The sequence below is a fragment of the Pseudomonas sp. CP4 genome, from assembly GCF_047758505.1.
Classification (GTDB): domain Bacteria; phylum Pseudomonadota; class Gammaproteobacteria; order Pseudomonadales; family Pseudomonadaceae; genus Aquipseudomonas; species Aquipseudomonas fluorescens_AO.
Genome location: NZ_CP180489.1, coordinates 4,128,952 through 4,152,904, shown reverse-complemented (window position 1 = coordinate 4,152,904; position 23,953 = coordinate 4,128,952). Strand labels below are relative to the sequence as shown.

24 protein-coding genes are annotated in these 23,953 nt (G+C 61.3%); 11 read left to right on the top strand and 13 right to left on the bottom strand.

Annotated elements, in window-relative coordinates; genetic code table 11:
• Positions 1 to 106: 106 nt before the first annotated feature.
• Positions 107 to 985 (bottom strand): DMT family transporter, encoded by an 879-nt coding sequence (locus tag ACMYUN_RS18630; RefSeq protein ID WP_101160797.1) that lies wholly within the window; start codon positions 983 to 985, stop codon positions 107 to 109.
• 391 nt (positions 986 to 1,376) lie between these two features.
• On the opposite strand from ACMYUN_RS18630, the gene ACMYUN_RS18625 reads away from it, so the two are divergent.
• Entirely contained in the window at positions 1,377 to 2,258 is an 882-nt protein-coding gene (locus tag ACMYUN_RS18625; RefSeq protein WP_039761760.1) for a neutral zinc metallopeptidase, read from the top strand.
• On the top strand, positions 2,259 to 3,212 hold the full coding sequence (locus ACMYUN_RS18620; protein WP_024014418.1) for an alpha/beta fold hydrolase: 954 nt from the start codon (positions 2,259 to 2,261) through the stop codon (positions 3,210 to 3,212).
• 142 nt (positions 3,213 to 3,354) lie between these two features.
• On the opposite strand, the gene ACMYUN_RS18615 is transcribed toward ACMYUN_RS18620, so the two are convergent.
• From ACMYUN_RS18615 to ACMYUN_RS18605, 3 genes are all read right to left on the bottom strand, one after another.
• Complete coding sequence (locus ACMYUN_RS18615) at positions 3,355 to 3,948, bottom strand: HAD family hydrolase (protein ID WP_415761355.1); 594 nt, start codon at positions 3,946 to 3,948, stop codon at positions 3,355 to 3,357.
• Positions 3,945 to 4,814, bottom strand: a complete 870-nt coding sequence (tesB, locus tag ACMYUN_RS18610; RefSeq protein ID WP_042610543.1) for an acyl-CoA thioesterase II — start codon at positions 4,812 to 4,814, stop codon at positions 3,945 to 3,947. Before tesB ends, ACMYUN_RS18615 begins: the two co-directional genes overlap by 4 nt.
• Before the next feature lie 111 nt (positions 4,815 to 4,925).
• Positions 4,926 to 5,495 carry a GNAT family N-acetyltransferase gene (locus ACMYUN_RS18605; RefSeq protein WP_129999773.1) on the bottom strand — a complete coding sequence of 190 codons (570 nt, stop codon included), beginning with the start codon at positions 5,493 to 5,495 and terminating at the stop codon, positions 4,926 to 4,928.
• Positions 5,496 to 5,577: 82 nt separating this feature from the next.
• Between ACMYUN_RS18605 and ACMYUN_RS18600 the strand changes: the two genes are divergently transcribed.
• Together ACMYUN_RS18600 and ACMYUN_RS18595 are read left to right on the top strand one after the other, a co-directional pair.
• Complete coding sequence (locus ACMYUN_RS18600) at positions 5,578 to 6,498, top strand: histone deacetylase (protein WP_039761766.1); 921 nt, start codon at positions 5,578 to 5,580, stop codon at positions 6,496 to 6,498.
• A 293-nt stretch (positions 6,499 to 6,791) separates the two neighbouring features.
• Positions 6,792 to 8,039 (top strand): TIGR03862 family flavoprotein, encoded by a 1,248-nt coding sequence (locus ACMYUN_RS18595; protein ID WP_415761353.1) that lies wholly within the window; start codon positions 6,792 to 6,794, stop codon positions 8,037 to 8,039.
• A gap of 76 nt (positions 8,040 to 8,115) precedes the next feature.
• Here ACMYUN_RS18595 and ACMYUN_RS18590 read toward each other — a convergent pair whose 3' ends face one another.
• Entirely contained in the window at positions 8,116 to 9,456 is a 1,341-nt protein-coding gene (locus ACMYUN_RS18590; RefSeq protein WP_039761769.1) for a DEAD/DEAH box helicase, read from the bottom strand.
• A gap of 51 nt (positions 9,457 to 9,507) precedes the next feature.
• On the bottom strand, positions 9,508 to 10,443 hold the full coding sequence (gene yedA, locus ACMYUN_RS18585) for a drug/metabolite exporter YedA (RefSeq protein ID WP_415761352.1): 936 nt from the start codon (positions 10,441 to 10,443) through the stop codon (positions 9,508 to 9,510).
• A gap of 163 nt (positions 10,444 to 10,606) precedes the next feature.
• On the opposite strand from yedA, the gene ACMYUN_RS18580 reads away from it, so the two are divergent.
• Together ACMYUN_RS18580 and ACMYUN_RS18575 are read left to right on the top strand one after the other, a co-directional pair.
• Entirely contained in the window at positions 10,607 to 11,059 is a 453-nt protein-coding gene (locus ACMYUN_RS18580) for an Lrp/AsnC family transcriptional regulator (protein ID WP_129999771.1), read from the top strand.
• 377 nt (positions 11,060 to 11,436) lie between these two features.
• Positions 11,437 to 12,432 carry an IS110 family transposase gene (locus ACMYUN_RS18575; protein ID WP_415761351.1) on the top strand — a complete coding sequence of 332 codons (996 nt, stop codon included), beginning with the start codon at positions 11,437 to 11,439 and terminating at the stop codon, positions 12,430 to 12,432.
• Between the two features lie 43 nt (positions 12,433 to 12,475).
• Here ACMYUN_RS18575 and ACMYUN_RS18570 read toward each other — a convergent pair whose 3' ends face one another.
• The 3 genes from ACMYUN_RS18570 to ACMYUN_RS18560 all read right to left on the bottom strand — a co-directional run bounded on the left by ACMYUN_RS18570 (position 12,476) and on the right by ACMYUN_RS18560 (position 14,591).
• Entirely contained in the window at positions 12,476 to 13,081 is a 606-nt protein-coding gene (locus ACMYUN_RS18570) for a PolC-type DNA polymerase III (protein WP_129999770.1), read from the bottom strand.
• A gap of 35 nt (positions 13,082 to 13,116) precedes the next feature.
• On the bottom strand, positions 13,117 to 13,596 hold the full coding sequence (locus tag ACMYUN_RS18565) for an NYN domain-containing protein (protein WP_056790604.1): 480 nt from the start codon (positions 13,594 to 13,596) through the stop codon (positions 13,117 to 13,119).
• A 233-nt stretch (positions 13,597 to 13,829) separates the two neighbouring features.
• Positions 13,830 to 14,591, bottom strand: coding sequence for a DUF2076 domain-containing protein (locus tag ACMYUN_RS18560; RefSeq protein ID WP_415761350.1), 762 nt, complete (start codon positions 14,589 to 14,591; stop codon positions 13,830 to 13,832).
• Between the two features lie 177 nt (positions 14,592 to 14,768).
• Between ACMYUN_RS18560 and ACMYUN_RS18555 the strand changes: the two genes are divergently transcribed.
• Together ACMYUN_RS18555 and ACMYUN_RS18550 are read left to right on the top strand one after the other, a co-directional pair.
• Positions 14,769 to 15,443 (top strand): YciC family protein, encoded by a 675-nt coding sequence (locus ACMYUN_RS18555; protein ID WP_039761773.1) that lies wholly within the window; start codon positions 14,769 to 14,771, stop codon positions 15,441 to 15,443.
• A gap of 75 nt (positions 15,444 to 15,518) precedes the next feature.
• Positions 15,519 to 16,598 carry an endonuclease/exonuclease/phosphatase family protein gene (locus ACMYUN_RS18550; RefSeq protein ID WP_415761349.1) on the top strand — a complete coding sequence of 360 codons (1,080 nt, stop codon included), beginning with the start codon at positions 15,519 to 15,521 and terminating at the stop codon, positions 16,596 to 16,598.
• Positions 16,599 to 16,610: 12 nt separating this feature from the next.
• Here ACMYUN_RS18550 and ACMYUN_RS18545 read toward each other — a convergent pair whose 3' ends face one another.
• From ACMYUN_RS18545 to hrpB, 3 genes are all read right to left on the bottom strand, one after another.
• Positions 16,611 to 17,036 (bottom strand): hypothetical protein, encoded by a 426-nt coding sequence (locus tag ACMYUN_RS18545; RefSeq protein WP_415761348.1) that lies wholly within the window; start codon positions 17,034 to 17,036, stop codon positions 16,611 to 16,613.
• A gap of 13 nt (positions 17,037 to 17,049) precedes the next feature.
• Entirely contained in the window at positions 17,050 to 17,622 is a 573-nt protein-coding gene (locus ACMYUN_RS18540; protein ID WP_415761347.1) for a hypothetical protein, read from the bottom strand.
• A 130-nt stretch (positions 17,623 to 17,752) separates the two neighbouring features.
• A complete protein-coding gene (gene hrpB / locus ACMYUN_RS18535; RefSeq protein ID WP_415761346.1) occupies positions 17,753 to 20,272 on the bottom strand; it encodes an ATP-dependent helicase HrpB in 2,520 nt (839 codons plus the stop codon).
• Positions 20,273 to 20,636: 364 nt separating this feature from the next.
• Here hrpB and ACMYUN_RS18530 point away from each other — a divergent pair, with 364 nt between their 5' ends.
• The gene (locus ACMYUN_RS18530) at positions 20,637 to 21,056 is read left to right on the top strand and encodes a hypothetical protein (RefSeq protein ID WP_016773056.1); all 420 of its coding nucleotides are present in this window, start codon (positions 20,637 to 20,639) and stop codon (positions 21,054 to 21,056) included.
• Positions 21,057 to 21,069: 13 nt separating this feature from the next.
• On the top strand, positions 21,070 to 21,978 hold the full coding sequence (locus ACMYUN_RS18525; protein ID WP_415761345.1) for a cation diffusion facilitator family transporter: 909 nt from the start codon (positions 21,070 to 21,072) through the stop codon (positions 21,976 to 21,978).
• 69 nt (positions 21,979 to 22,047) lie between these two features.
• Here ACMYUN_RS18525 and ACMYUN_RS18520 read toward each other — a convergent pair whose 3' ends face one another.
• Positions 22,048 to 23,010, bottom strand: coding sequence for a DUF6515 family protein (locus ACMYUN_RS18520; RefSeq protein ID WP_415761344.1), 963 nt, complete (start codon positions 23,008 to 23,010; stop codon positions 22,048 to 22,050).
• A gap of 451 nt (positions 23,011 to 23,461) precedes the next feature.
• On the opposite strand from ACMYUN_RS18520, the gene ACMYUN_RS18515 reads away from it, so the two are divergent.
• Positions 23,462 to 23,941, top strand: a complete 480-nt coding sequence (locus tag ACMYUN_RS18515; protein ID WP_007909658.1) for an Lrp/AsnC family transcriptional regulator — start codon at positions 23,462 to 23,464, stop codon at positions 23,939 to 23,941.
• Positions 23,942 to 23,953: the final 12 nt, after the last annotated feature.

Genomic DNA, 23,953 nt, shown 5'->3' with positions numbered 1-23,953 from the left:
GCTCGCGAAGGCGTCAAGTCAGCCAACTAACAGGCTGACGGGCACACCGCTTTCGCGAGCAAGCTCGCTCCCACAGGTTCTCCCAAAGGCCCAAGGCGTTTGCTGATCAGCGCCGGCTCTGTTGCCACGCTGCCGCCAATCCGCTGCAACAGATCACCGCGATACCAATCACTGTCAACCCGCTCGGGGTGTGATTGAACAGCAGCCAGCCCAACAACCCGGCAAAGACGATCTGGCAATAGCCGAACGGCGCCAGCAAGGCTGGGGCGGCGTGGCGGAAGGCCTGGGTCAGGAACAGATGCGCCGTCATCCCGCAACTGCCCAGCGCCAGCATCAGCGCGGCGTGAGTCAACGTCGGCACTTGCCAGAAGAACGGCACCAGCGCGCTCATCACCAGGGTATTGCACAGGCCGGCAAAGAAGTTGCTGGTGGTCGGGCTGTCCACTTCGGCAAGCTTGCGCGTCAGCAGCTGGTAGAAGCAGAAGAACAGCGCCGAGCAGAACGGCAGCAGGATCGCCGGGGTGAACAGCTCGCCGCCCGGGTGGACGATGATCAGCACGCCGATGAAACCGCAGATCACCGCAATCCACTGCCCGCGCGTGACCCGTTCCTTGAGCAGCGGCACCGACAATGCGGTCACCAACACTGGCGCGAGAAAGTTGACCGCCGTGGCTTCGGCCAGCGGGATATACAGCAGCGCCGTAGTGAAAAACAGGCTGGTGCCGAGCAGACACAGGGCACGGGCGAGCTGCCATAACGGCTTCTTGGTGCGCAGAACACGCAAGCCGGACTGCGGCAGGAAAATCCCTGCCATCAACAAGGTGTGCACCACATAGCGCGCCCACACCACCATCACGATCGGATAAAAACCGGAGAGGTATTTCGACAAGGCGTCGTGGCTGGAAAACAGGAACGTCGCCACGACAATCAGCAGGATCCCCTTGAAGGGCTGGTTGACACCGGAGAGCGGGGTGCTGACGGTCATTGGCAATCTCTGAAAAAAAATCCGGGCGAGCGTTCGCGCTGGCGGCAATCGTTGTGGCAATCATAGTCGGCAGAGCTTTCAGCAACCGCACAGGTTGCACTCTTCTTCGCCGGGAAACCGCCGCCAGGCAAAACCTTGAGGCAAGATTCCCGCCACTTCGGCGTCCGGCCAGTGTGCAACATCACAGACTGCCGTCGAAACAGCGGGTTCATGAATTCGACGGAAGAAATTCCACTCGGGATTGAATTCACGGCCCGCTCGACCGTCAATACCAGGCCCGCACCATGTGGGCGCGTGCGCATGGACGGACGACCGGACTGGCGCCACACTCACACAGCGGCAACACTCATCACCAGCAGATTCATCACCGGCAATAAAAGAGGATTCCCACATGCTATGGAAAAAAGGCCGACGCAGTGACAACGTCGTCGACGCCCGGGGTGATGATGCCGGCGGTGGCGGCATGCGCTTCGGTGGCGGCAAGGGCCTGAGCCTGACCGCCATCGTGCTGATCGTCGGCATCGGCTGGCTCACCGGCCAGGACCCGATGCAGATCCTCGGCCAGTTGACCGGGCAGATGGAGCAACCGGCGCCCACCTCGCAGACCCGTCAGGCGCCGCCGGCCAATGATGAACAGGCCGAATTTGTCCGTTCGATCCTCGGCGACACCGAAGACACCTGGGGTCCGATCTTCCAGCAGGCCGGACGCCAATACAAAGACCCGACACTGGTGCTGTTCAGCAACCGGGTAAACTCGGCGTGCGGCATGGCCACTTCTGCCACCGGCCCGTTCTACTGCCCGGCCGACCAGAAGGTCTATCTGGACATGGCCTTCTTCCAGGAAATGTCGCAGCGCTTCAAAGCCGCCGGCGATTTCGCTCAGGCTTATGTGATTGCGCACGAAGTCGGCCACCATGTACAGACGCTGCTGGGCGTCTCGGCGAAGATGCAGGCGGCGCGTCAGCAAGGCCGGCAGATGGAGGGCGACGGCGGCTTGCTGGTTCGCCAGGAATTGCAGGCCGACTGTCTCGCCGGCGTCTGGGCGTATAACGCGCAGAAACGCCTGAACTGGCTGGAACCGGGCGACATCGAGGAAGCCTTGAACGCTGCCAACGCCATCGGCGATGATCGCCTGCAGCAACAGGGTCAGGGCCGTGTGGTGCCGGACTCGTTTACCCACGGTACGTCAGCGCAAAGGGTGCGCTGGTTCAAAACCGGATTCGCGCAAGGCCAGGTAAGCCAGTGCGACACCTTCGCGGCGAAAACCTTGTAAATGCATAAATGGCTTGTGGCGTTACTGTTCATCGCCGGCACTGCGCAAGCGGCCGGCGTCGATGCGATCAGCCCCGGTCGCCTGCAACTCAAGGCCGGGGAAATGGCGGTGGGCATCGGCCCGGCACCGGAGAAGATCGAGCGGGTGCTGATCGTCATTCACGGTCGCCTGCGCAACGCCGAGACCTACCGCAAAAGCGCGGAAAGCGCCGCCGAACTCGCCGGGCAGACCGCGCACACGCTGGTGATCGCTCCGCAGTTTCTCAATGAAAGCGACGTCACCCTGTATTCCTTGCCGCCAACGGTACTGCGCTGGCAGGGCAACGAGTGGATGGGCGGCGGCTTGTCCACCGGGCCGAATCCGCTGAGCTCCTACGCGGCGCTGGATGAAATCGTCGCGCGGGTCAGCGATCGCAAACAGTTTCCGGACGTGAAGCAGATCGTGATCTTCGGTCACTCCGGCGGGGGCCAGGTGGTGCAGCGTTACGCCTTGCTGGCCAAGGATCAGCCGGCGCTCAAGGCCAACGGCATTCGCTTGCGCTATGTGGTGGCCAATCCTTCGTCCTATGCGTACTTCAACGAGCAGCGGCCAGTGGCGTTCGACCACGCGCAATGCCCGGGCTTCAATCGCTGGAAGTACGGGCTGGCGGACATGCCGGTGTATGCCGGTGGGCAAACGCCGTTGCAGGTTGAGAGTGCTTACGTCAAACGCGAGGTGATTTATCTGCTCGGGCAGCAGGACGTCGACCCGGAACATCCGGCGCTGGACAAGAGCTGCGCGGCCGAGGCGCAAGGGGCTTACCGGTTGATGCGCGGGAAGCTGTATTTCGGTTATTTGCTGCGTCGCCATCCTGAGGGGGTCAATCAGCGGCTGATTGAAGTGCCCGGGGTTGGGCATGACGGGGATGGAATGCTGACTTCGGCGGAGGGGCAGAAGGCTTTGTTTGATCAGTAAGTTTTTTGCTGAATCCACCGGCCCCTTCGCGAGCAGGCTCGCTCCCACATAGCTCTACGACATGCACAAAATATGTGTGCACTGAAGATCCAATGTGGGAGCGAGCTTGCTCGCGAAGGGGCCGGCTCAGGCGACGAAGATGTCAGGCAAACAGCATCCGCCGCAACTCAACACAATCCTTCGCATGCCAATCGGTCAACTCCGGCCACGGGTTATCCGGCAGGTTCACCAACACCGTCCGCGCCCCCGCCGCTCGGCCGCAATCCAGATCAAAACGGTAATCACCCACCATCACCATGTCACTGGCCGCCACTTGCCAGGCCTCGGCCAGTTTCAGCAAACCGCCGGGATGCGGCTTTGGCGGCGCTTCGTCGCGGCCCAGCACATCCTCGACCGCGAAGCAGTCGGCCAGACCGATCGCCTCCAGCGTCACGTGCGCCAGTTCCCGCGCATTGCGCGTGAGAATGCCCAGGCGGTAACCGCGCGCATGCAGGTCACGCACCAGTTCCACCGCACCGGCGGCCGGCGTCGATCCCAACGCCAGATCGCGTTCATGTTCCAGCAACCAGGCATGCTTGGCCGCTGCTTCATCCGCTGGCAATGCCGCGAGATGTGTGAGGATGTCGTCCTCCGGAGGAATCGCCAAGGCCACGCGAATCGCCGCAAAGTCATGCACGGCGACGGTCAGCGTGCCGTCCATGTCGAACACCCAATGACGAACCTCGGTCAGGCTCATGCCCAGTCCTTGCGATGGCGGATCAGGCCTTCCTGCGTCACCGAAGCGACCAGTTGCCCGGCACGGTTGAACACGCTGCCACGGGAAAAACCACGGGAGTTGCCGGCCCACGGGCTGTCCATCGCGTAGAGCAACCAGTCATCGGCGCGCAGATCATTGTGGAACCAAAGCGCGTGATCGAGGCTGGCGACCTGCATGTCTTTCTGCCAGACCGACTTGCCGTGGGGCAGCATCGACGTGGTCAGCAGACCGAAGTCCGAGGCGTACGCCAGCAGGTATTTGTGCAGTGCCGGAATGTCAGCCAGTGCGCCGTCGGCACGGAACCACACATATTTCACCGGATCGGCCGGTTGCGGGTTGTACGGGTCCTTTTCGGTGACCGGGCGTACTTCGATCGGTTTCGGGCACAGCAGTTTTTCCCGCATGTGCTCGGGAATCAGGTGCGCACGCTGCTGGGTCAGTTCCAGTTCGGACGGCAGGTTTTCCGGGCCGACCACCACGGGCATCTGGCCCTGATGCTCGAAGCCTTGTTCGTCGTACTGGAACGAAGCGCTGCACGTGAAAATCGGGTGGCCCTTCTGGATTGCCGTCACGCGGCGGGTGCTGAAGCTGCCGCCATCACGCACGCGATCAACCGAATAGACCACCGGCAACTTGGCATCGCCCGGGCGCAGAAAATAACCGTGCAGCGAGTGCACATGGCGCGCCTCTTCCACCGTCTGACTGGCCGCCGACAGCGACTGGCCGAGCACCTGACCGCCGAACAACTGGCGGAACCCCAGATCCTGGCTGCGGCCGCGGAACAGGTTTTCTTCGATCGGCTCCAGGGTCAACAGATCGACCAGATCTTCCAGCACTTGGCTCATTCAGACTCTCCTCACACAAAGCAATGGCCGCGCAGTCTTGGCTGCGGCGGACGATTCAGGTTCTGGCACGGGCCAAATACGATGGCGGCCATTGTAAACGTCCGTGTCGGCTTATTCATGCAAGGTTTGCAGCCATTGTTCGCGGCTGATGCGATACAGAACATGGCGGCGCAACGGGTGATCGAGCGCAAGCCTGGGGTGATCGAAATCATCCTGCGGATCGTGATGCATGCCGATCGCCTGCATGACTTTCTCCGACTGCGCATTCTGCTCGGCGGTAAACGAGACGATTTCCGCCAGTTTCAAACGATCGAAGCCTGCGCGCAGAGCTGTCCACGCCGCTTCACTGGCGTAGCCCAGGCCCCAGTGTTCCTTGGCCAGACGCCAGCCGATTTCCACCGCCGGTGTAAACGGCGCATCGAAGCCGACCACGCCCAACCCGGTGAAACCGATGAATTCGCCCGTGTCCTTGCGCTCCAGCGCCCACAGGCCAAAGCCGTGCTCGGCAAAATGCCCGCGCACGCGGCCGATCAATGCGGCACTTTCGAGCCGGGTCAACGGCGCCGGAAAGTAGCGCATCACCTGCGGATCGGCGCACATCGCGGCGAATGCCGGTAAATCCTCGTCCTGCCACTGACGCATCAACAACCGCGCGCTTTGCAGCTCCAGTATCGGCTCCATCGTCCCCTCCATTTCCATGCCGTTGAGTCTACATCGCTGGTAGGATCGTTCATTCTTTTCCTGGTTCTGCGCGAAACAAGCCATGCCCTTGCCGTTGATCTATCACGAAGACTACAGCCCCGAGTTTCCCGCGGATCACCGCTTTCCCATGGACAAGTTTCGGCTGCTGCGCGATCACCTGGTCGACAGCGGCCTGACCCGCGACGCCGATCTGCTGCGCCCGCAGATCTGCCCTAACGACATCCTCGCCCTCGCCCATGACCGCAGCTATATCGAACGCTACATGAGCGGCGAGTTGTCTCGCGAAGACCAACGGCGCCTCGGCCTGCCGTGGAACGAGGCGCTGGCGCGACGCACCGTGCGCGCGGTGGGCGGCTCGATCCTGGCGGCAGAGAAAGCCCTTGAGCATGGCCTGGCCTGTCACTTGGCCGGCGGCACCCATCACGCTCACTACGATTACCCCGCCGGGTTCTGCATCTTCAATGACCTGGCGATCATCAGCCAGTACCTGTTGCAGAGCGGCCGGGTCAATCGCGTGCTGATTTTCGATTGCGACGTGCATCAGGGCGACGGCACCGCGCGGATTCTGCACGACACGCCGGAGGCGATTACCGTTTCCCTGCACTGCGAAAAGAATTTTCCCGCGCGCAAAGCCGAAAGTGACTGGGACATTCCACTGCCCAAGGGCATGGGCGATGCCGATTATCTGCAGGTGGTCGATGACACGCTCAACTACCTGTTGCCGTTGTATCAACCGGATCTGGTGCTCTACGACGCCGGCGTTGATGTGCACAAGGACGATGCCCTCGGTTATCTGCAACTGACCGACGAGGGCGTAGCCGAGCGCGATGAACGGGTGATGCGCCATTGCCTGGGCCGCGACATCCCGGTGGTCGGGGTGATCGGCGGCGGCTACAGCAAGGACCGCCACGCCCTCGCCCGCCGCCACGGCATCCTCCATCACAGCGCGCAACGAGTATGGGATTCACACGGTTGTCACTGAAACGTGCTGCGTTACCCACAATCGCTGTGGAACTGCCTGTGGATAACCTGAGCGAAAGGGACTGCAGGCCATGCTAGGCGTGGCGTACAGCGCAGTGTTTATTTTTTAACCAGCGCCGAAATACACCGCCGTCCCTGTGGGAGCGAGCCTGCTCGCGAAAGCTTTAGCACCCACAACATCTAATTGACTGACAGACCGCGTTCGCGAGCAGGCTCGCTCCCACATGGGGTCTCCCACAGGGTTCAGCGCTGTTAGAATGCGCGCCTTGTCCCGCCATACCGCAGCGCACGCCCATGACCCAGAATTCCGCTCCCGCCAACACCCACGTCGCCATTATCGGCGGTGGCCCCGCCGGCCTGATGGCCGCCGAAGTGCTGAGCCAGGCCGGAATCCGCGTCGACGTGTATGACGGCATGCCCTCGGTCGGGCGCAAATTCCTCCTGGCCGGTGTCGGCGGCATGAACATCACCCACTCCGAAGCCTACCCGGCGTTCCTCTCCCGCTACGCTGAGCGCGCATCGCACATCGCCCCGCTGCTGCGCGCGTTCGATGCCGATGCGCTGCGCCAGTGGATTCACGGTCTAGGCATCGAAACCTTCATCGGCAGTTCCGGCCGCGTATTCCCCACCGACATGAAAGCCGCCCCACTATTGCGCGCCTGGCTCAAGCGCCTGCGCGACAGCGGCGTGGTTATCCACACCCGCCATCGCTGGCTCGGCTGGGACGCAAATGGGGCATTGCGCATCGCCAGCCCAGAAGGCGAAATCAGCGTAAACCCCGACGCCACCCTGCTGGCACTCGGCGGCGGCAGTTGGTCGCGCCTGGGCTCGGATGGCGCGTGGATGTTGCCGCTGGAGCAGCGCGGCGTGGATCTGGCGCCGCTGCAGCCGAGCAACTGCGGCTTCGAGGTGCAGGCCTGGAGCGAGCTGATGGTGAGCAAATTCGCCGGCGCGCCGGTGAAAAACATTGCCATCGGCCTGAACGACGATATCCCGCGTCTGGGCGAATGCGTGATCACCGCGACCGGCATTGAAGGCAGCCTGATCTATGCGCTATCGGCGCCGATACGCGAGGCGATCAATCGCTACGGCGCAGCGGTTATCCACATCGACCTGCTACCCGGCCGGCCTGTGGATAAATTGCAGGCGGCGCTGAGCAAACCGCGCGGCTCTCGCTCAATGGCCAAGCATCTGCACAGTCAGGTCGGGATTGACGGGGTGAAAGCAGCGTTGTTGCGTGAGCTAACCGATGCCGAAACGCTTGCTGATCCGGCTCGCTTGGCGCGAGCGATCAAGGCATTGCCGCTGACCCTGGTGAAAACCCGTCCGCTGGACGAAGCGATCAGCAGCGCCGGAGGCGTGAGGTTCGAGGCGATGGATGAGCGCTTGATGCTCAAGGCGTTGCCGGGGGTGTTTTGCGCCGGCGAGATGCTCGACTGGGAAGCGCCGACGGGCGGCTACTTGCTGACCGGGTGTTTCGCCAGCGGGCGCGCGGCAGGGCTGGGAATCGTGCAGTGGCTGAAAAGCAGCCGCCAGTTCTGAGCCGCAAGCTGCAAGCCAAAGCAAAGCGCTTCTAACTTGCAGCTTGCAGCTTGCAGCTGGACGCTCGAAGCTGCTTTCAGGGCTTGCGCTTACGCGGTCCAGTATTGAACACCGGCACTTTGCGCACCGGTTTGATCGATGGCTCCGGTGCCGAGGTCTCGCCGCTGTCGACCCACTTGCCCAGATTGCGTTTACCACCGCCACCACCCGAGGCTTTCGGCTTTTTCGGTTTCTTCGGCTTCTTGATCACCTGACCGCTGGCATCGGTGTCCGGCACGCGGTGCTCGGGTTCGAAATCCGGTTCGTTCTGGCGCTTCAAGGTCTGCCGCGTGAGCATTTCGATTGCCGAGAGCATGTTCACTTCATCGGCACAAACCAGCGAAATTGCCTCACCGGTGGCACCCGCGCGGCCAGTGCGGCCGATGCGGTGAATGTAATCCTCGGCGACGATCGGCAGGTCGAAGTTGACCACCAGCGGCAGGTCTTCGATGTCCAGACCACGAGCGGCGACGTCGGTCGCCACCAGAATCTGCACTTCGCTGAGCTTGAACCGGTCCAGCGCGCGCTGGCGGGTCGCCTGGGGTTTGTCGCCATGGATGCCGTCAGCATTCACACCGAGGCCCTGAAGTTTTTCCACCAGCGCATCGACGCCATTGCGGGTCTTGGCGAACACCAGCACCTGCTTCCACTTGTTCTTGCGCATCAAATGCACGAACAGTTCGGCCTTGCGCTTTTTGTCCACGGTGACGATCCACTGCTTGACCGTGTTGGCAGCGACGTTGCGCGGGCTGACTTCGACGCTCAAAGGATCGTTGAGCATCTGCCCGGCGAGCAGGCGGATGTCATCGGAGAAGGTCGCGGAGAACAGCAGGGTCTGGCGCTTTTTCGGCAGCATGCGGTAAATGTTCGCCAGTTCTTCCGAGAAGCCCAGGTCGAGCATACGGTCGGCTTCATCCAGCACCAGCGTTTGCAGCTGATTGAGTTTCAGCGCGTTCTGGCGGAACAGGTCGATCAAGCGACCGGGTGTGGCGACCAGCACATCGACGCCGCCGCGCAGCTTCATCATCTGCGGGTTGATGCTGACTCCGCCGTACACCGCATAAGTGCGCAATGGCAGGTTTTCTGCGTACTGGCGCACGGCTTCATGGACCTGCTCGGCCAGCTCGCGGGTCGGTACCAGAATCAGCGCACGCGCCGAATTGGCGGTGACTTTCGGCCCTTCCATGGCCAGCAGCTGCAACAGCGGCAAGGCGAAACCGGCAGTTTTACCGGTGCCGGTCTGGGCCGCTGCCATCAGGTCGCGACCGGCCAGCACCGCCGGAATGGCTTGCGCCTGCACCGGCGTCGGGGTCTGGTAGCCGAGCGTCTCGAGGGAGCGCAGCAAGGGTTCGATCAGGCCAAGGGAGGCGAAAGTCATGGGAGTACCGTAGGAAAAATGACGCGGGGATGCAATGCCGCGCAGTTTACCCTAATTCGTACGCGCTTCCGTCGGAACGGCTTTCGCCTCTTCGACCGGAAGCTGCGGCGGTCGACGCCACTGCGGCAGGCTGATCAGTAGCACGGCGCTGATGATCACCAGCATCGCCAGCGCTTCTTCGATGCCGATGGTCTCGCCGACAAACACCACGCCGAGCAACACCGCCACTGCCGGGTTGACGTAGGCATAACTGGTCGCTGCCGCTGGGCGCACGTGTTTGAGCAGATACATGTAGGAATTGAAGGCGATGATCGAGCCAAAGAAAATCAGATAGGCCAGCGCCAGCCAGCCTTCGAGCGGCGGCATGGCTTGCAGGTGCTCGCCACTCAGCGCACTGCCGATCAGCAAGACCACGCCGCCAACCAGCATTTCCACCGCGCTGGCCATCGCCCCCGCCGGCAATGGCAGGTATTTGCTCCACACCGAACCGAACGCCCAGCACGCCGCCGCGAAAATCAGCAACATCGCACCGAGCGGGCTCGATTGCAGGTTGGAACCCATATTGAGCATGGCGATGCCAATGATCCCCAGCGCCACACCGGCCCATTCCAGCCGCGTATTGCGTGCGCCCCAGAAGTAACCGAACAACAAGGTGAACAGCGGCACCGTCGCCACCGCCAGCGCAGCGACACCTGACGCCACGCCGGTGTGCTCCGCCACGCTCACAGCGCCATTACCAAAACTGAGCAGCAGAATGCCGACCAGCCCCGCCGCTTTCCATTGCGCCCAGGTCGGCGCCGGAGCACCACGCCAGCGCAGCCAGGCGTACATCAAGCTGCCGGCAATGACGAAGCGCACCCCGGCCAGCAACAGCGGCGGCCAGTATTCGACGCCGATGCGAATCACCAGATAGGTCGATCCCCAAATCACATACAACGCAAAAAACGCAGCGATCAACGGCAGCGAAAAACGGCGCAAGGCAGGCATGGGCAGCTCGACAGTCAGATTTCTATGGACGGGTTATTCTAGAAAGGCTGCCGCGCAAAAATAAGTTACAAAAGCTGTTTTTCGCGCCGCTACACTTTGGAAAACACGGAGATCGCCGGGTTAAGCCGCGATTTCGAAAGTCTGGCCATTTCAGGAGTTCGCCTTGGACAAATATGACCGCATGCTGCTCGGCGCACTTCTGGACAACGGCCGCGCGTCTTACGCTGATCTGGCGCGCAAGGTTAACCTCTCCGCCCCTGCCGTCGCCGAGCGCGTGGCCAAACTGGAAGCGGCCGGGGTGATCACCGGTTATCAAGCAAAAATCGATATGGCGAAAATCGGCCTGCCGATCCAGTGCGTGATCGAACTGCGCCTGAACCAGCACGGCAACCAGAAGGCCTACGATGAACTGATCAAAATCCCGCAGATCACCGAATGCCATCGGGTCACCGGCGACCCGTGCGTGATCATGCAAGCGGCGGTGGCCTCGATGCCGGAGCTGGAAGAGTTGATCGATCGGGTGGCGAAGTTCGGATTCAGCAAGACGTCGATTGTGCTTTCAAGCGCAGTCGAAAAGCGTGTGCCGTTGGGACACATCGAAGGCAACGGTAAATAATTCGGATCACCACCGATCCAGTGTAGGAGTGAGCCTGCTCGCGATGGCGGAGTGGCAGTTAACATCTCCATCGACTGATGCTCCGTCATCGCGAGCAGGCTCACTCCTTGTATGTTCCCCAGACACCAGCATGAATGAGATCTAAGCTCGCTGGTGCGACATACGAAGATGTGTTTCTGGGGGAGACCGATCGCTCCTTAAGGCAGGACTTGCTCCTGACCTTGTCTGTAGAGAGGTCCCCCCGCCTCATTGCCCACCACGAAGAGTATCGAGAAGCCGACGAGTCGGACTTCGCATTACAAGGTTGCAGTGGCATGAAGTTCGAGGTCAGGGGAACCAGGAAGCATTTTTAACTCAGTTCTCTTGGAGTTGAAAGCATGAACATGCACGTCGGTTTGGATGTGGGATCTCGCACTACAGCGATGGGCTGGCGCAATGGCGGCCGCTTTGCAGGTCAGTGCAATATCGACCAGACGCCGGCGGGGCGCAAGGCTGCTGTCGGCAAATTGCTTGAGCTCAAGCCGATATCTGTGGTGATGGAAGCCACCGGTATCTACTACCTGGACTTGGCCATGGAGCTCGCTGCGGCGGGTTTGCCAGTCTCGGTTATCAATCCGAAGAGTTTTCACAACTTTGCAAAGCTGATGCTGAAAAACAGCAAAACGGACGCAATCGATGCCCAATTATTAGCTGAATACGGCGAACGGATGAGCCCAAGGTTGTGGACGCCGCCCACTTCAATACAGCTTGAGCTGCGTGCTATCGGCCGCCACATCAATCGTTTGACAGGTCACCGCACCCGCGCCAAAAACGAGCTGCATGCGCTAAAAGCTACTCAAACAACACTCCCGATGCTGATTGAGGATGAAGAAGAGGCCATCAACGCCTTTGACAAACGAATCGAGCGTTTCCGTGTCGCTGGTCGGGCATTGATCGACAACTGCCCAATGTTGAGCGCCCAGTTTGGACACATGATTGCCGCTCCAAGCATGGGTGAGATCTCAGTATTTGCAGCGCTGGCTGAACTGACGACCTTACCGGTGACGCTTAAATCCGCGCAGGTTAGCCGCCATGCCGGACTCGATGTCCGACTCACGCAATCAGGAAGCAGCATTGATAAACCCGGCCGGATAAGTAAGGGCGGCAATGCCTATTTGCGCTCAGCGATGTACATGCCTGCGCTGACCGCCATACGTTGCGACCCGAACGTGAAAGCGTTTTACGAAACGTTGGTGGCCCGAGGAAAGAGGAAGATGCAAGCTATCGTCGCAGTCATGCGCAAATACCTGACCGGACTATGGGCCTGCATGCAGGCCGGAGAAGACTTCGACACGGCCAAGCTTTTTAGCGGTAAACACGTCCAAAAAGCTTGACCGTGAACAGAGTATCTACAAGGTTACTGTGTGGTGCCCGACATCAGCGATAACGCTGCAAATGCTCGCCCACTTTGGCGGCGGGGACTTTCTGCAATTTGCACAGCAGGTCGTGATTCAACTCGCGCACCCCATGCTTGCCCCGCAACTCTTGCGCCAGATGCGCCATCAGATTGGCCGCCATCTCGGCATCGGCCATGGCCCGGTGAGCCTGGCCGGTATGCGGTAGCTGCGCGAAAGTGGTGAGCGTGCCGAGCTTGTGATTCGGCGCAGCCGGCATCAGGCGCCGCGACAGCAGCAGCGAACAGGCGAAATTCTGCAAGCGTGTGCGTTTGATCCGGCCCAGTTCGAAATCCCAGAACTTCTGGTCGAACGAGGCGTTGTGCGCCAGCAACGGCGTGCAGCCGACGAATTCGTTGACCTCCTCCATCACCCGCTCGGCCGGCGGCGCGGTGCGCAGCATGGCGTTGCTGATTCCGGTCAGTTGTTCGATGAACGCCGGGACGCGCACCCCGGCGTTCATCAGGCTCTGGTAACGCTCGACGATGCGGCCGTTTTCCAGCATGACCACGGCGATTTCCGTGGCGCGGCAGCTGCTGTTCGGCGACAGGCCGGTGGTTTCAAAGTCGATGACTGCAATGCGTTCCAAACCGGGGTGTACTCCGTTCAAATCTATTGTTCAGCTCAGCTCTTGAGCAACAGCGCGCCTTCGATCGGCACGTAACGGCTGGCGGCGCGGATCAGCGAGTTTGCGGTCAGGCCGGGGACGCCGTAGGCCACTGCTTGCACGCCGTGCTTGTTGATGATGCGTTCGAGCAGCATGTCGAAATCGCCGTCACCGGAGGCCAGCACCACTTCGTCGACATGGTCGGCAGCGTCCATGATGTCCAGGGTAATGCCCACGTCCCAGTCGCCCTTGGCCGAGCCGTCGCTGCGCTGGATGTAGGGCTTGAGCTTCACCGTGAAACCAAGGTTGCGCAGGATCTGCTGAAACTGCTGCTGCTTGCTGTCGCCACGGTCGATTGCGTACGCGTAGGCCTCGACGATCTGCCCGTTCTTGCTGATGTCCGCCCACAGTGCGGCGTAGTTGAAGTGGCAACCATAGGCCTGACGCACGGTGTAGTAGAGGTTCTGCACATCGGCGAACACTGCGATTTTTTTCACCGGAGTTCCTGTGAGCGCGCAAGCGCACGAAGCGGGGTCAGGCGATCAAGCCCGAAAAAGGCGCTCAGTATGCCAGCCAAGAGAAAGATTCAGCGAATAATCACCGGCTGACGCCGAGGTGTCCCTGACAAACGGTGTTGTGGCGAGGGGATTTATCCCCGCTGGGCTGCTGCGCAGCCCAGCGGGGATAAATCCCCTCGCCACAGTGTTTATGTCAGCCTTCAGAGGCGATGTCAGACAAAGGAGTCGTCGTCATCAAAAAACGACGAATTGTCGCTGCTGTAATCGGCGTCGCTGAAACCGCCCTGGTCATTGCCAGAAAAACCGTTGTCCGCCACGCGCTGATCAACGCCCAAGCCATTGTTGCTTTGGTCGGCGACCTGTGCCGGTTCTTCCTTGATGATCTCGACGATTTCTTCAGGTGCTTGGTTGTGATGGAACAGGCTGCTGATGCCCTGCGCGAGCATCACACCACCGGCCACGCCTGCGGCGGTTTTCAGCGCGCCGCCGAGGAAGCTGGGGCCCGCCGCCGGGGCTGCCTGCTGCGCATAGTTGGGCGGCGCGGCGCCGAAGCTCTGTTGCGGTCCCGGAGCCTGATAGCTCTGCTGCGGCGCTGGTTCGCGCCAGCCGCCGGAGGACGACGGCGTTGCGCTCTGGCTTGGTGCCGGACGCGAATTGCCGCCGCCAAAAATGCTCGACAGGAAACCGCCGCCACCGCTGGATGCCGGTGCGCCGCCTTGGGCCTTGGCCGATTGCAGTTCGGCCTGCAGACGCTGGACTTGCTGGGTCAGCTGCTTGTTCTGCTCGTCGAGGCTTTTCAGCGCGGCCTCTTGCACCAGAATCGCCTGGGTCATGAAATAGCCTGCCGCCGGTTGGCGCGTCAGGTGTTCCTTGATCCGCGCCTCAGCCTGGGCGTCGCGCGGGGCTGCCTCCGTTTCGGCCTGTTGCAGCCGGGAAAACAGTCCATCGATCAGGGTTTGCTCTTCGCTGTTCATGGCGACCTCGTAGATTGCCGGTAATAACGTGCCCGTGCCCACTCTGAGCGCGGTGCTCTCCTGTAATGGAGACAGTGACAAAACGTTTCAATGGCCTTTACCGAATGTTTACGTTTGTGTCGCCCCGCGTTGCATCGGTTAAAGTGAGCCACTGTTTTCGACCTGCGATACCGACTGATGAATGCCCTCGAAGTACTGCGCGACTCTTTGTATTTTTTCAAACGCCATCTGGGCAGCATCGTGCAGCTGTGCCTGCCGCTGGTGATTGTCGAAGCCTTCTTGCAGCAGGCAGTCGATCACGCCACCGGGCCGGACACCTTTGCCGGCGTCAGCATCATCGTCGGTCTGCTGGTGTATCCGCTGTACACCGCCGCACTGATACTGTTTCTCGATGCGCGCAGCCGTGGCGAGGCGCCGCGCAACCGCGACCTGTTGGCGATGGCCGCCACCCTGTGGCCGCGCTTCGCCGTGCTCACCGCGCTCAATACCTTGCTGATTCTGCTCGGCCTGTCGCTGTACTTCCTGCCGGGCCTGATGCTGATGGTCATGCTCGCGTTCGCCGAGTACCTGCTGGTCCTGCGCGGCCTCGGCCCGTTGCAGGCGATGAAGGAAAGCCTGCGCCTGACCCGTGGGCATTTCTGGCGCATTCTGCTGTGCATTCTCTGTGTGATGACGCCGCTGTGGCTGCTCAAGGGCGCGACGCTGGCGGTCTATCCCGAGCCGCAGAATCCACTGATCGCCGGGCTGATCGACAGCGCTCACAGCTTCCTGCAACTGTTCACCAGTGTGGTGCTGTTCCGCCTGTTCATGCTGATCAGCGAATTGCCTGACAAACGTAACGGAGCGGTCTGACCGCGCCGCGCTTGGGCTTCGCCGCTGCCGTCAGGTATGCTCGGGGCCACTTTCTGTAACGCTATAAGCCGAGCCATGACCCGTCTGCTGCGCTACACCCTGCTCCTCATCATTCTCGCCGTCGTCCTGTTCGGCGTACTGCTGTTCAGCCTGACCTGGCGCCCCGACGCTCGCGAAACCCTGCCGGTCAGTTGCGGCGCTACCGCGCCAACGCTGGTGCCCGGGCAAGCGCTGAAAGTCATGACCTGGAACGTGCAGTTCCTCGCCGGCAAGCGCTACGTATTCTGGAATGATCTGGCCGAAGGCGACGATGAAGCGCCGACCGCCGAAGACATGGCGTTCAGCCTCGACGAAGTAGCGCGGGTGATTCGTGACGAACAACCGGAGGTGGTGCTGTTGCAGGAGCTCGACGAGGGCGCCAAGGCCAGCGATTACCAGAATCAACTCAAGTTGTTGCAGGAGCGCGTCGCCGACCTCTACCCGTGCAGCACCAGCGCCTTCGACTGGAAAGCCGATTTCGTTCCCGAGCCCCACATCTACGGCAGCGTCGGCCGCCAATTGGCCACGTTGAGTCGCTATCGCATCGAACACGCCGAACGCCTGCAACTGCCCGTCGCACCGAGCAACTTCATCAGCCGCCAGTTCCAGCCCAAAGACGCTTTGCTCGCCGTCAAACTGCCGCTCAGCGATGGCGGACAACTGACCGTGTTCAACACCCACTTGCAGCGCGCCAGCCAGGCCGACGGCAACGTGCAGGCGCAAGTGGCTGCCGTGGCCAAAGTCCTCGACAAATATGAAAGCCAAGGCCTGCCGTGGCTGATCGGTGGCGATTTCAATCTGCTGCCGCTGGGCCAGTATCGACGCCTGCCGGTCGAGCGCCGCACGCCCTACTCTGCCGACAGCGAACTGCATCTGCTGTGGGACAAGTACCCGATGATCCCGACCAACAACGAGGCCGGCGGTATCGATCGAGCCAAATGGCTGACCCATTACCCCAACGACCCCGGCCTCAATGGCCCGGATCGCACCGTCGATTATCTGTTCTACAGCCCCAAGCTCAAACGTGTGCAAGCGCAGGTGCGGCAGGACGATACCTTGCGCATCTCCGATCACTTGCCGGTGATTGCGCGGTTCCTGTTGCCCGCTGCGCCGTAATCGCTGTAGCCCTCACAGGCCGGGCGGAACGTAGCCGGGAACATAGCGAACGTTGGTGCATTTGCCATGCAGGATTCGCCCGTCTTCGATCAGAAACTGGGCGATTTTCTTCTGCTGATTGACCTTCGCCTGCAACTTGCAGTTTGAGCTGTGCCCGACCTGCTGGTAATGCTCGGTGTACACCATGCCATTGCCAGTATGGTTCATCGAAGTGCCAGCCGCTTCGGTGGTGGTCCAGCTCGAGGACTTGTACCAAGTCAGCACGGCCAAGGGTTCGCCGTTTGGGCCGATTTCTTTTTTCATCGAATCGGGCGTGCCGAACAGGTCCAGTGCTTCCTGCATATCACGGCCTTCCCAGCGGCTTTGCGCGATAGTGGAACAGCCGCTCAACAGCCATCCTGCCAGCAGGGTTGCCAGCCATAAACGTGTGTAAGTCATTGGATGCCTCGGCTTATTTCTTGAGTTCGAGCAGGCTGTCGATGTTGTCCATCATCTGGCTCTTTTGCTGGATCGGCGCGAGTTTGAAGAACATCTGCTGCAGCATCTCGATCATCTGCAGGTATTCCATCTTGCCCACGGCGGCCATGTCGTTTTTCGCGCGACTGTCAGGGGCGCAGGCAAACTTCAGCGCTTGCTGGACCCAGAACTCTTTCGGGGCTTGCCATTGATTGGCAACTTTCAGATGACGCATGGTGTAGGCCAGACGCTCGATGGACTGGCCATTGATAAAACGCACCTTGCCCGTAGAGCATTGGGCTTCGAGGTTGTAGACGTCGATCATCGGTTTGCCGGGTTCTTCATACACCAGGGTCACTGCGACCATGGTCGCGCCTTTGGTTTTCTGCGAAGGCACCACCGACGTCGCATCGGCGACGTACATGATGTTTTTCTGGGGCACGCCGTTGCCGTAGATAATCCACCAGTCGCCAATCGGGTTGGGCTCTTCGGCCATGGCCGGATTGGAGGCGGCCAATAGCGCAGCCGACAAGAAGATCAACTTCTTGAGCTTGAAGAAAGAGGTCATGGGCAGTTCCGTTCCTTGGGCACAAGTTGCCAGGCAACAAGGCTTGTTATTGTTCAGGCGGCGATTCTGCGAGCCTGAACAACCAAGGGCAATTAGCACGGATGGGCTAATGGCGCGCAGCCATTACGGGTCAGGTGCCGCGTGGTTTTGCCCGCGCCGTGGCTTCGGCCACCAAGGGATCGTCCGGCCAATAATGTTTTGGATAACGCCCCTTCAGATCCTTCTTCACCTCGGCATAGGTGCTGCGCCAGAAGTTGGCCAGGTCCTGCGTGACCTGCACCGGCCGCCGCGCTGGCGACAGCAGATGCAGCTTGACCACTTGCCGGCCGCCGGCGATCCGTGGCGTATCGGCCAGACCAAACAGCTCCTGCAAACGCACCGCGAGTATCGGTGGGTGTTCGCTGTAATCCAGGCGAATCGATGAACCCGACGGCACGCTCAAATGATGCGGCGCCAGTTCGTCGAGCTTCTGCGGCAGCGGCCACGGCAGCAGATTGCGCACGATGCTCGAAAGGTCGAGGTTGGCGAAATGGCTGAGCCGCGAGACCTTGCCCAGATACGGCATCAGCCAGTCCTCCAGCATATTCAACAATGCCGCGTCGCTGACATCCGGCCATTGGCTGTCGTCCTGAGTGCCCAGATCGAGCTGACGCAACAGCCCCACCCGCGCCTGCCACTGGCGCAGTTCCGGCGTCCACGGCAGTAGCTCCAGGCCCTTGCGCCGTACCAGATTGACCAGCGCCTGACTGCGAGCGTTTTCATCCAGACCGGTCAACGGTTCGCGGCTGAGAATCAGCTCGCCGACCTTGCGCTGGCGCTCGGCGCGCAGCACGCCTTCGCGTTCATCCCAATCGAGTTGATCGACGCTGCGCACTTGCTCGGCGAGCACCGAATCGAACAGCGCCGGATCGAAATCCGCCGCCAGATAAATGCGTTCTTCGCGCTGGCCCTGACGGCTGCCGAGGTCGGCGATAACGATCCACTCGTGCTTCATCAGGCTGTCGGCCTCGGCGAACAGCGCCGCGCGACCGTTGGCCAAACGGTATTCGGCACCACCGGCACGCCGTTGCTGGGCGACGCGATCCGGGTAGGCCAGCGCCAACAGAGCGCCAAGCCAACGCGGATGCTCGGGATCGTTGACCGGCTCACTCGGCTTGCCGCGCAGGTAGCCGCGATACTGCCGGGCCAATTGCCGGGCGCGTTGCACCCCGCCCTGCGCGCCACGACCGGCGCGCTCTTCCCCTGAAAGCAGGACCAATCGGCTGTGCAGATCCGCGCCAGCGTCGCGCAGGATATCGCGCTCGCCGAGCAGCGCCGCCACATCGCAGGCCATCGCCGCCAGCCCCAGCGCCTGACCGCGCAACAACAAGTGCGCGATACGCGGATGCGCCGGCAGTTCGGCCATGGCCTGGCCGTGGGCCGTCAGCGTGTCGCCGTGCAAGGCGCCGAGCCGTTGCAGTAAATCCTGCGCCTGGGCATACGCGGCGGCCGGCGGTATATCGAGCCAGACCAGTTCGCCCGGGGTCACGCCCCAGCGCCCGAGTTGCAAAGCGAGGCTGGCCAGATCCGCCGAGAGAATTTCGGCGCTGCCATAAGCCGCCAGTTGTTCGTGCTGATCCTGCGACCACAGGCGATAACACACGCCCGGCTCCAATCGCCCGGCGCGGCCGGCACGCTGGGTGGCGCTGGCCTTGGAGATGCGTTGGGTGTCGAGACGGGTCATGCCGCTGCCCGGGTCGAAGCGCGGCACCCGCGCCAATCCGGCATCGATGACCACGCGCACGCCGTTGATGGTCAGGCTGGTCTCGGCGATGTTGGTTGCCAGCACCACTTTGCGCTGACCGGGGGGCGCCGGATCGATCGCTGCACGTTGCGCATTGAGGTCAAGTTCGCCGTGCAACGGGCACAGCAGAACGTCTTTGCGCTCACCGATGGCGTCGGCCAATTGCTGGTGCACGCGGCGGATTTCCGCTTGTCCCGGGAGGAACACCAACAGGCTGCCGGTTTCGTCGTGCAGCGCTTCGAGTACGGTGTGCGTGACGCGCTGGTCGATGTATTCGCCCGGCTGAAATGGCCGGCCCCAGCGCATCGTCACCGGATACATGCGCCCTTCGCTGCGCAGGATCGGCGCGTCATCAAGCAACCCCGCCAACCGCTCGCCTTCGAGGGTGGCCGACATCAGCAGAATCTTCAGCGGCTGTTCAGCGCGAAACAGCTCGCGACCGTTCAGACTGAGCGCCAGCGCCAGATCGGCGTCGAGACTGCGTTCATGAAATTCGTCGAAGATCAGCAGACCCACGCCGTCCAGCGCCGGGTCGTCCTGCAAGCGCCGGGTGAGAATGCCTTCGGTGACCACTTCGATACGCGTCTTCGGGCCAACCTTGCTGTCGAGGCGGATGCGATAGCCGACGGTTTCACCGACCTGCTCGCCGAGCTCGCTGGCCAAACGCTCCGCCGCCGCCCGCGCAGCCAGACGTCGGGGTTCGAGCATGACGATGGTCTGCCCGGCCAGCCAGGCTTCGTTGAGCAAGGCCAAGGGCACGCGGGTGGTTTTACCGGCGCCGGGCGGTGCTTCGAGCACGGCTTCGTGGCGTGACGCGAGGGCTTCACGCAGGGCGGGTAAAACATCGTCGATCGGCAAAGAAATCATGCTGGCTCCCCAGGGCGTGCCCACAGTAAATTGCGAGTCGCGTTAAAGCTGTGAGCGTGCCAGGCAAGGCGCCGGACGCGGGCAAGGGTCGTTTCCTTGCCAAGTCCCGCAACGCAGCATGGCGCGTTCACAGCTTTAGCCCGGAGGGCCGAACCCCGATAGAATTCATCAGCCTTCACGCGGTGTCGATCTGGAGAAAACAACTTCAATCCTCAACGTATTTCAGTAGGGGTGAGACGAGGCCGCAATTTACTGTGGGTACGCCCTGCCCGCCGCGAGTATAACGACGAACTGTCTGACGTTCGTCAGGGTCTTAACTTCACAAGACGAAGCTTCGTTATTTGATGACTCAGGAGACATTTCCATGCGCTTACCCTCTCGCCTGATTGGCGGTGTTCTGGTCGCCACTCTGCTCACGCAACTGTCGGCGTGCGGTTCGATTTTCTACCCGGACCGGCGTGGCCAGATCGACGGCAAGATCGACCCGGCGATTGCCGTGCTCGATGCCGTCGGCCTGCTGTTCTACATCATTCCCGGACTGATCGCGTTTGCTGTCGACTTCGCCACCGGCGCGATCTATTTCGAACCGGGCCACACCGCGCAGATCGATCCGGCCAAGCTCAAGCAAGCCATCGGCCCGGATGGACAGGTCGACAATCACAAGTTGCAGGCGATTCTTGAGAGCGAGCTGGGAAGAGACTTTCCCCTCGACGATCCACGCTTGATCCAGCACAAGGGCAGCACTCAGCAACTGGCGATGTTCGGCCTGCAACCCGCCGCTTGAATAAGGACGTTCAATGACCTCCAGCCCCGAACACGCCCGCCTGCTGCGACTGGCGACCCGCGCCTCGGTGGCCGTCGCCTGCACGCTGATCGTCGCCAAGGCGATTGCCTGGTGGCTCAGTGGATCGGTGAGCATGCTCGCCGGCCTCACCGACTCGGCGCTGGACGGCGTCACCTCGATGCTCAATCTGCTGGCAGTGCACTACGCCTTGCGCCCGGCGGATGACGATCACCGTTATGGCCACGGCAAAGCCGAATCGCTGGCGGGCATGGCGCAGGCGTTGTTCATCGGTGGCAGCGCGGTGTTGATCGCGTTTCAGGCCTACCAACGCTTGCATACGCCGGAGCCGCTTGGCGCGCCGTGGCTGAGCATCGGCGTGATCGTATTTTCGCTGTTGCTGACGGCGGCGCTGCTGATGTTGCAGCATCGAGTGATCAAGCAGACCGGCTCCAACGCGGTACGCGCCGACTCGTTGCATTACCGTTCGGACCTGCTGCTCAACGGCAGCATCCTCATCGCGCTGGTATTGGCGGGAATGGGTTTTGCGCAACTGGACGCGTGGTTCGGCCTGGGGATCGCCGCGTACATTTTCTGGAGCGCAATCCAGATCGCTCGGGAAAGTTTTTCGGTGCTGATGGACGAGGAACTGCCGACCGATGTCAGCCAGCACATGCTCGAACTGGCCTGCAGCGTCCCCGGCGTGCTCGGTGCACATGACCTGCGCACGCGGATCTCCGGCAACCACTGGTTTGTGCAATTGCACCTGGAATTGCCGGGCGAACTGACCCTGTCAGTCGCCCATGGCATCAGCGATCAAGCAGCGGCGGCAATACACAAGGCTTATCCCAGAGCCGAGGTACTGGTCCACGCCGATCCTGTAAAAGCAGCCACAAGCGAAAAGTCTCTAGCTTCAAGCTTGTAGCTTGTAGCTTGTAGCTTGTAGCTTGTAGCTTGTAGCTTGTAGCTTGTAGCTGAAAGCTTGCAGCTGCTCCTATCTGACCTGATAACCGCGACTGCTCAGGCAGTTGCCCTGCGCCTGGCGATACGCCTCAACCACTTCGGGCGCCGGTTGGTAGGTCGCGGTGCGCGGGTCGAAACCGCTTTGCTGCACGGCGTACTGAGAGCACTGGTAACCGTCCTGCTGCACTTGCTGCGGCGACTGGCCGTTGGCCGGGTAGGCTTCGACGTCATAGCCCTGAGCTTGCGGTTGCGGCGGTTGCTGCAGCGGCGGCTCGACCACCACGTAGTCCTGCGTCGCCTCTTGATAGGCGTAATATGAGCCGGCGGCGAGGAACAGCAGCGAGCCGCCGATCCATACCTCACTGGCGTAATCCGGCAAATACTGGATGCGAATCCCGCGCGGTGGCTGCACGACGATGTAGCGCGGGCCTTGCGGGCGATACCAGTAGCCGCCGGAGTAGAAGTAATCCTGACCGCGATACGGCACGCGGTAATCACGATCCGGGAAGCGATCGATCACATGGCCCGGACGATACTGCGGGCCCGGCCCCCAGCCATTGCCATGACCGTTCGGCCGTCCCGGCCAGCGGTTGTCATCGGGACGCGGCTGCGTCTGCCATTGCTGATTGTGGTAACCGTTCTGCGGGCGCTCGTCGCGGTAGTAACCCTGACGCGGCTCCTGGGTCTGGCGCACGGCGTCGGGACGTGGCTGGATCGGCAGACTGTTGGCCGGTAATTGTGGCGGCGGTGGCGGTTGGCGAACCGGGTTGGGGTTGTAGGCCGGGCGGTTGTGATCACGGTTCTGCCATTGACCGTCATTGTTATGCGGCTGGCCGTTGTGCTCGAACTGACGGCTATTGTCGCCACGAATGATCCCGTCGTTCTGCGGCCCGTTGCCAGGCCCTCGGTTCTGCGGCTCATCGGCCAGCGCTTGCGCACTGACACCCACACAGAGCAAACCAACACCGGCCAGACGCCAGATGCGCGAATTCATGCTTTTCCTCACTGCGGGAGCCTGTCGTTGGGAGGGCTTGTTGCTGAGACTCGGAACTACCCCACCGGGTTCTGCAACAGGTTATCAGTCGCGCGACTTATTTATTGAGGCGCCAACATGAAATCGCAGGCAAGAAAAAAGGGAGACCCGTCGGCCTCCCTTCTGGAGATACTTCGTCCTGGCTCGACGCTTTTGACGTCGGCTCACCTCACGCCGTCTTCTGGACAGTGTGCAGCTCGGGGGCCGGCACATCCCCGGTGGGGGTGGCGGCCGCGGCGGGCCTGATTGGGCGAACCGCGTGGACTGTGTTACCGAGCAGTGATTCTGGTGATAAGAATAGGCCTGAGGGCGCGACAGATGATTGCGAAAATTGCTCAATTAAACACTGCTTGCGCAATTTTTAACCCTGGATAGATAATCCGCCGCAATAGTTACGACCAAGGACAGATTGATGAGCAAACTCGACCGGTATGACCTGAGTATTTTGGCGGAATTGCAGCGCGACGCCCGTATTTCCAACCAGGAACTGGCCGAGCGCATCGGTCTGTCGCCCTCGCCTTGCTCGCGCCGGGTCAAGCAGCTGGAAGACGATGGTTATATCTCGCGCCAGGTTGCCCTGCTCGATCGCAAGATGCTTGGCTTGAGCCTGACCGCGTATGTGCTGATCGGCATGGACCGGCACACGCCCGAGCGCTTTGAAAACTTCGAAGCGGCGATCCGCACATTGCCGCAAGTGCTGGAATGCAGCCTGGTGACCGGAGTGGATGCCGACTACCAATTGAAAGTGGTGGTGCCGGATATGGATCACTACCAGAAGTTGCTGCTGGGGCATCTGACCCGGATCGAGGGGGTCACCAGCGTGCGCTCGAGTTTCGTGCTGAATCAGGTGCTCAACAGCACCGAACTGCCGCTGACTCATTTGCGTAGCTGAAATCGCTTTCGC

Excerpts from the sequence above, each read along its gene's own strand:
- ACMYUN_RS18630 (WP_101160797.1), bottom strand. The coding sequence starts at position 985 with ATGACCGTCAGCACCCCGCTCTCCGGTGTCAACCAGCCCTTCAAGGGG.
- ACMYUN_RS18625 (WP_039761760.1), top strand. The coding sequence starts at position 1,377 with ATGCTATGGAAAAAAGGCCGACGCAGTGACAACGTCGTCGACGCCCGG.
- ACMYUN_RS18620 (WP_024014418.1), top strand. The coding sequence starts at position 2,259 with ATGCATAAATGGCTTGTGGCGTTACTGTTCATCGCCGGCACTGCGCAA.
- ACMYUN_RS18615 (WP_415761355.1), bottom strand. The coding sequence starts at position 3,948 with ATGAGCCTGACCGAGGTTCGTCATTGGGTGTTCGACATGGACGGCACG.
- tesB (WP_042610543.1), bottom strand. The coding sequence starts at position 4,814 with ATGAGCCAAGTGCTGGAAGATCTGGTCGATCTGTTGACCCTGGAGCCG.
- ACMYUN_RS18605 (WP_129999773.1), bottom strand. The coding sequence starts at position 5,495 with ATGGAGCCGATACTGGAGCTGCAAAGCGCGCGGTTGTTGATGCGTCAG.
- ACMYUN_RS18600 (WP_039761766.1), top strand. The coding sequence starts at position 5,578 with ATGCCCTTGCCGTTGATCTATCACGAAGACTACAGCCCCGAGTTTCCC.
- ACMYUN_RS18595 (WP_415761353.1), top strand. The coding sequence starts at position 6,792 with ATGACCCAGAATTCCGCTCCCGCCAACACCCACGTCGCCATTATCGGC.
- ACMYUN_RS18590 (WP_039761769.1), bottom strand. The coding sequence starts at position 9,456 with ATGACTTTCGCCTCCCTTGGCCTGATCGAACCCTTGCTGCGCTCCCTC.
- yedA (WP_415761352.1), bottom strand. The coding sequence starts at position 10,443 with ATGCCTGCCTTGCGCCGTTTTTCGCTGCCGTTGATCGCTGCGTTTTTT.
- ACMYUN_RS18575 (WP_415761351.1), top strand. The coding sequence starts at position 11,437 with ATGAACATGCACGTCGGTTTGGATGTGGGATCTCGCACTACAGCGATG.
- ACMYUN_RS18560 (WP_415761350.1), bottom strand. The coding sequence starts at position 14,591 with ATGAACAGCGAAGAGCAAACCCTGATCGATGGACTGTTTTCCCGGCTG.
- ACMYUN_RS18555 (WP_039761773.1), top strand. The coding sequence starts at position 14,769 with ATGAATGCCCTCGAAGTACTGCGCGACTCTTTGTATTTTTTCAAACGC.
- ACMYUN_RS18550 (WP_415761349.1), top strand. The coding sequence starts at position 15,519 with ATGACCCGTCTGCTGCGCTACACCCTGCTCCTCATCATTCTCGCCGTC.
- ACMYUN_RS18545 (WP_415761348.1), bottom strand. The coding sequence starts at position 17,036 with ATGACTTACACACGTTTATGGCTGGCAACCCTGCTGGCAGGATGGCTG.
- ACMYUN_RS18540 (WP_415761347.1), bottom strand. The coding sequence starts at position 17,622 with ATGACCTCTTTCTTCAAGCTCAAGAAGTTGATCTTCTTGTCGGCTGCG.
- hrpB (WP_415761346.1), bottom strand. The coding sequence starts at position 20,272 with ATGATTTCTTTGCCGATCGACGATGTTTTACCCGCCCTGCGTGAAGCC.
- ACMYUN_RS18530 (WP_016773056.1), top strand. The coding sequence starts at position 20,637 with ATGCGCTTACCCTCTCGCCTGATTGGCGGTGTTCTGGTCGCCACTCTG.
- ACMYUN_RS18525 (WP_415761345.1), top strand. The coding sequence starts at position 21,070 with ATGACCTCCAGCCCCGAACACGCCCGCCTGCTGCGACTGGCGACCCGC.
- ACMYUN_RS18520 (WP_415761344.1), bottom strand. The coding sequence starts at position 23,010 with ATGAATTCGCGCATCTGGCGTCTGGCCGGTGTTGGTTTGCTCTGTGTG.
- ACMYUN_RS18515 (WP_007909658.1), top strand. The coding sequence starts at position 23,462 with ATGAGCAAACTCGACCGGTATGACCTGAGTATTTTGGCGGAATTGCAG.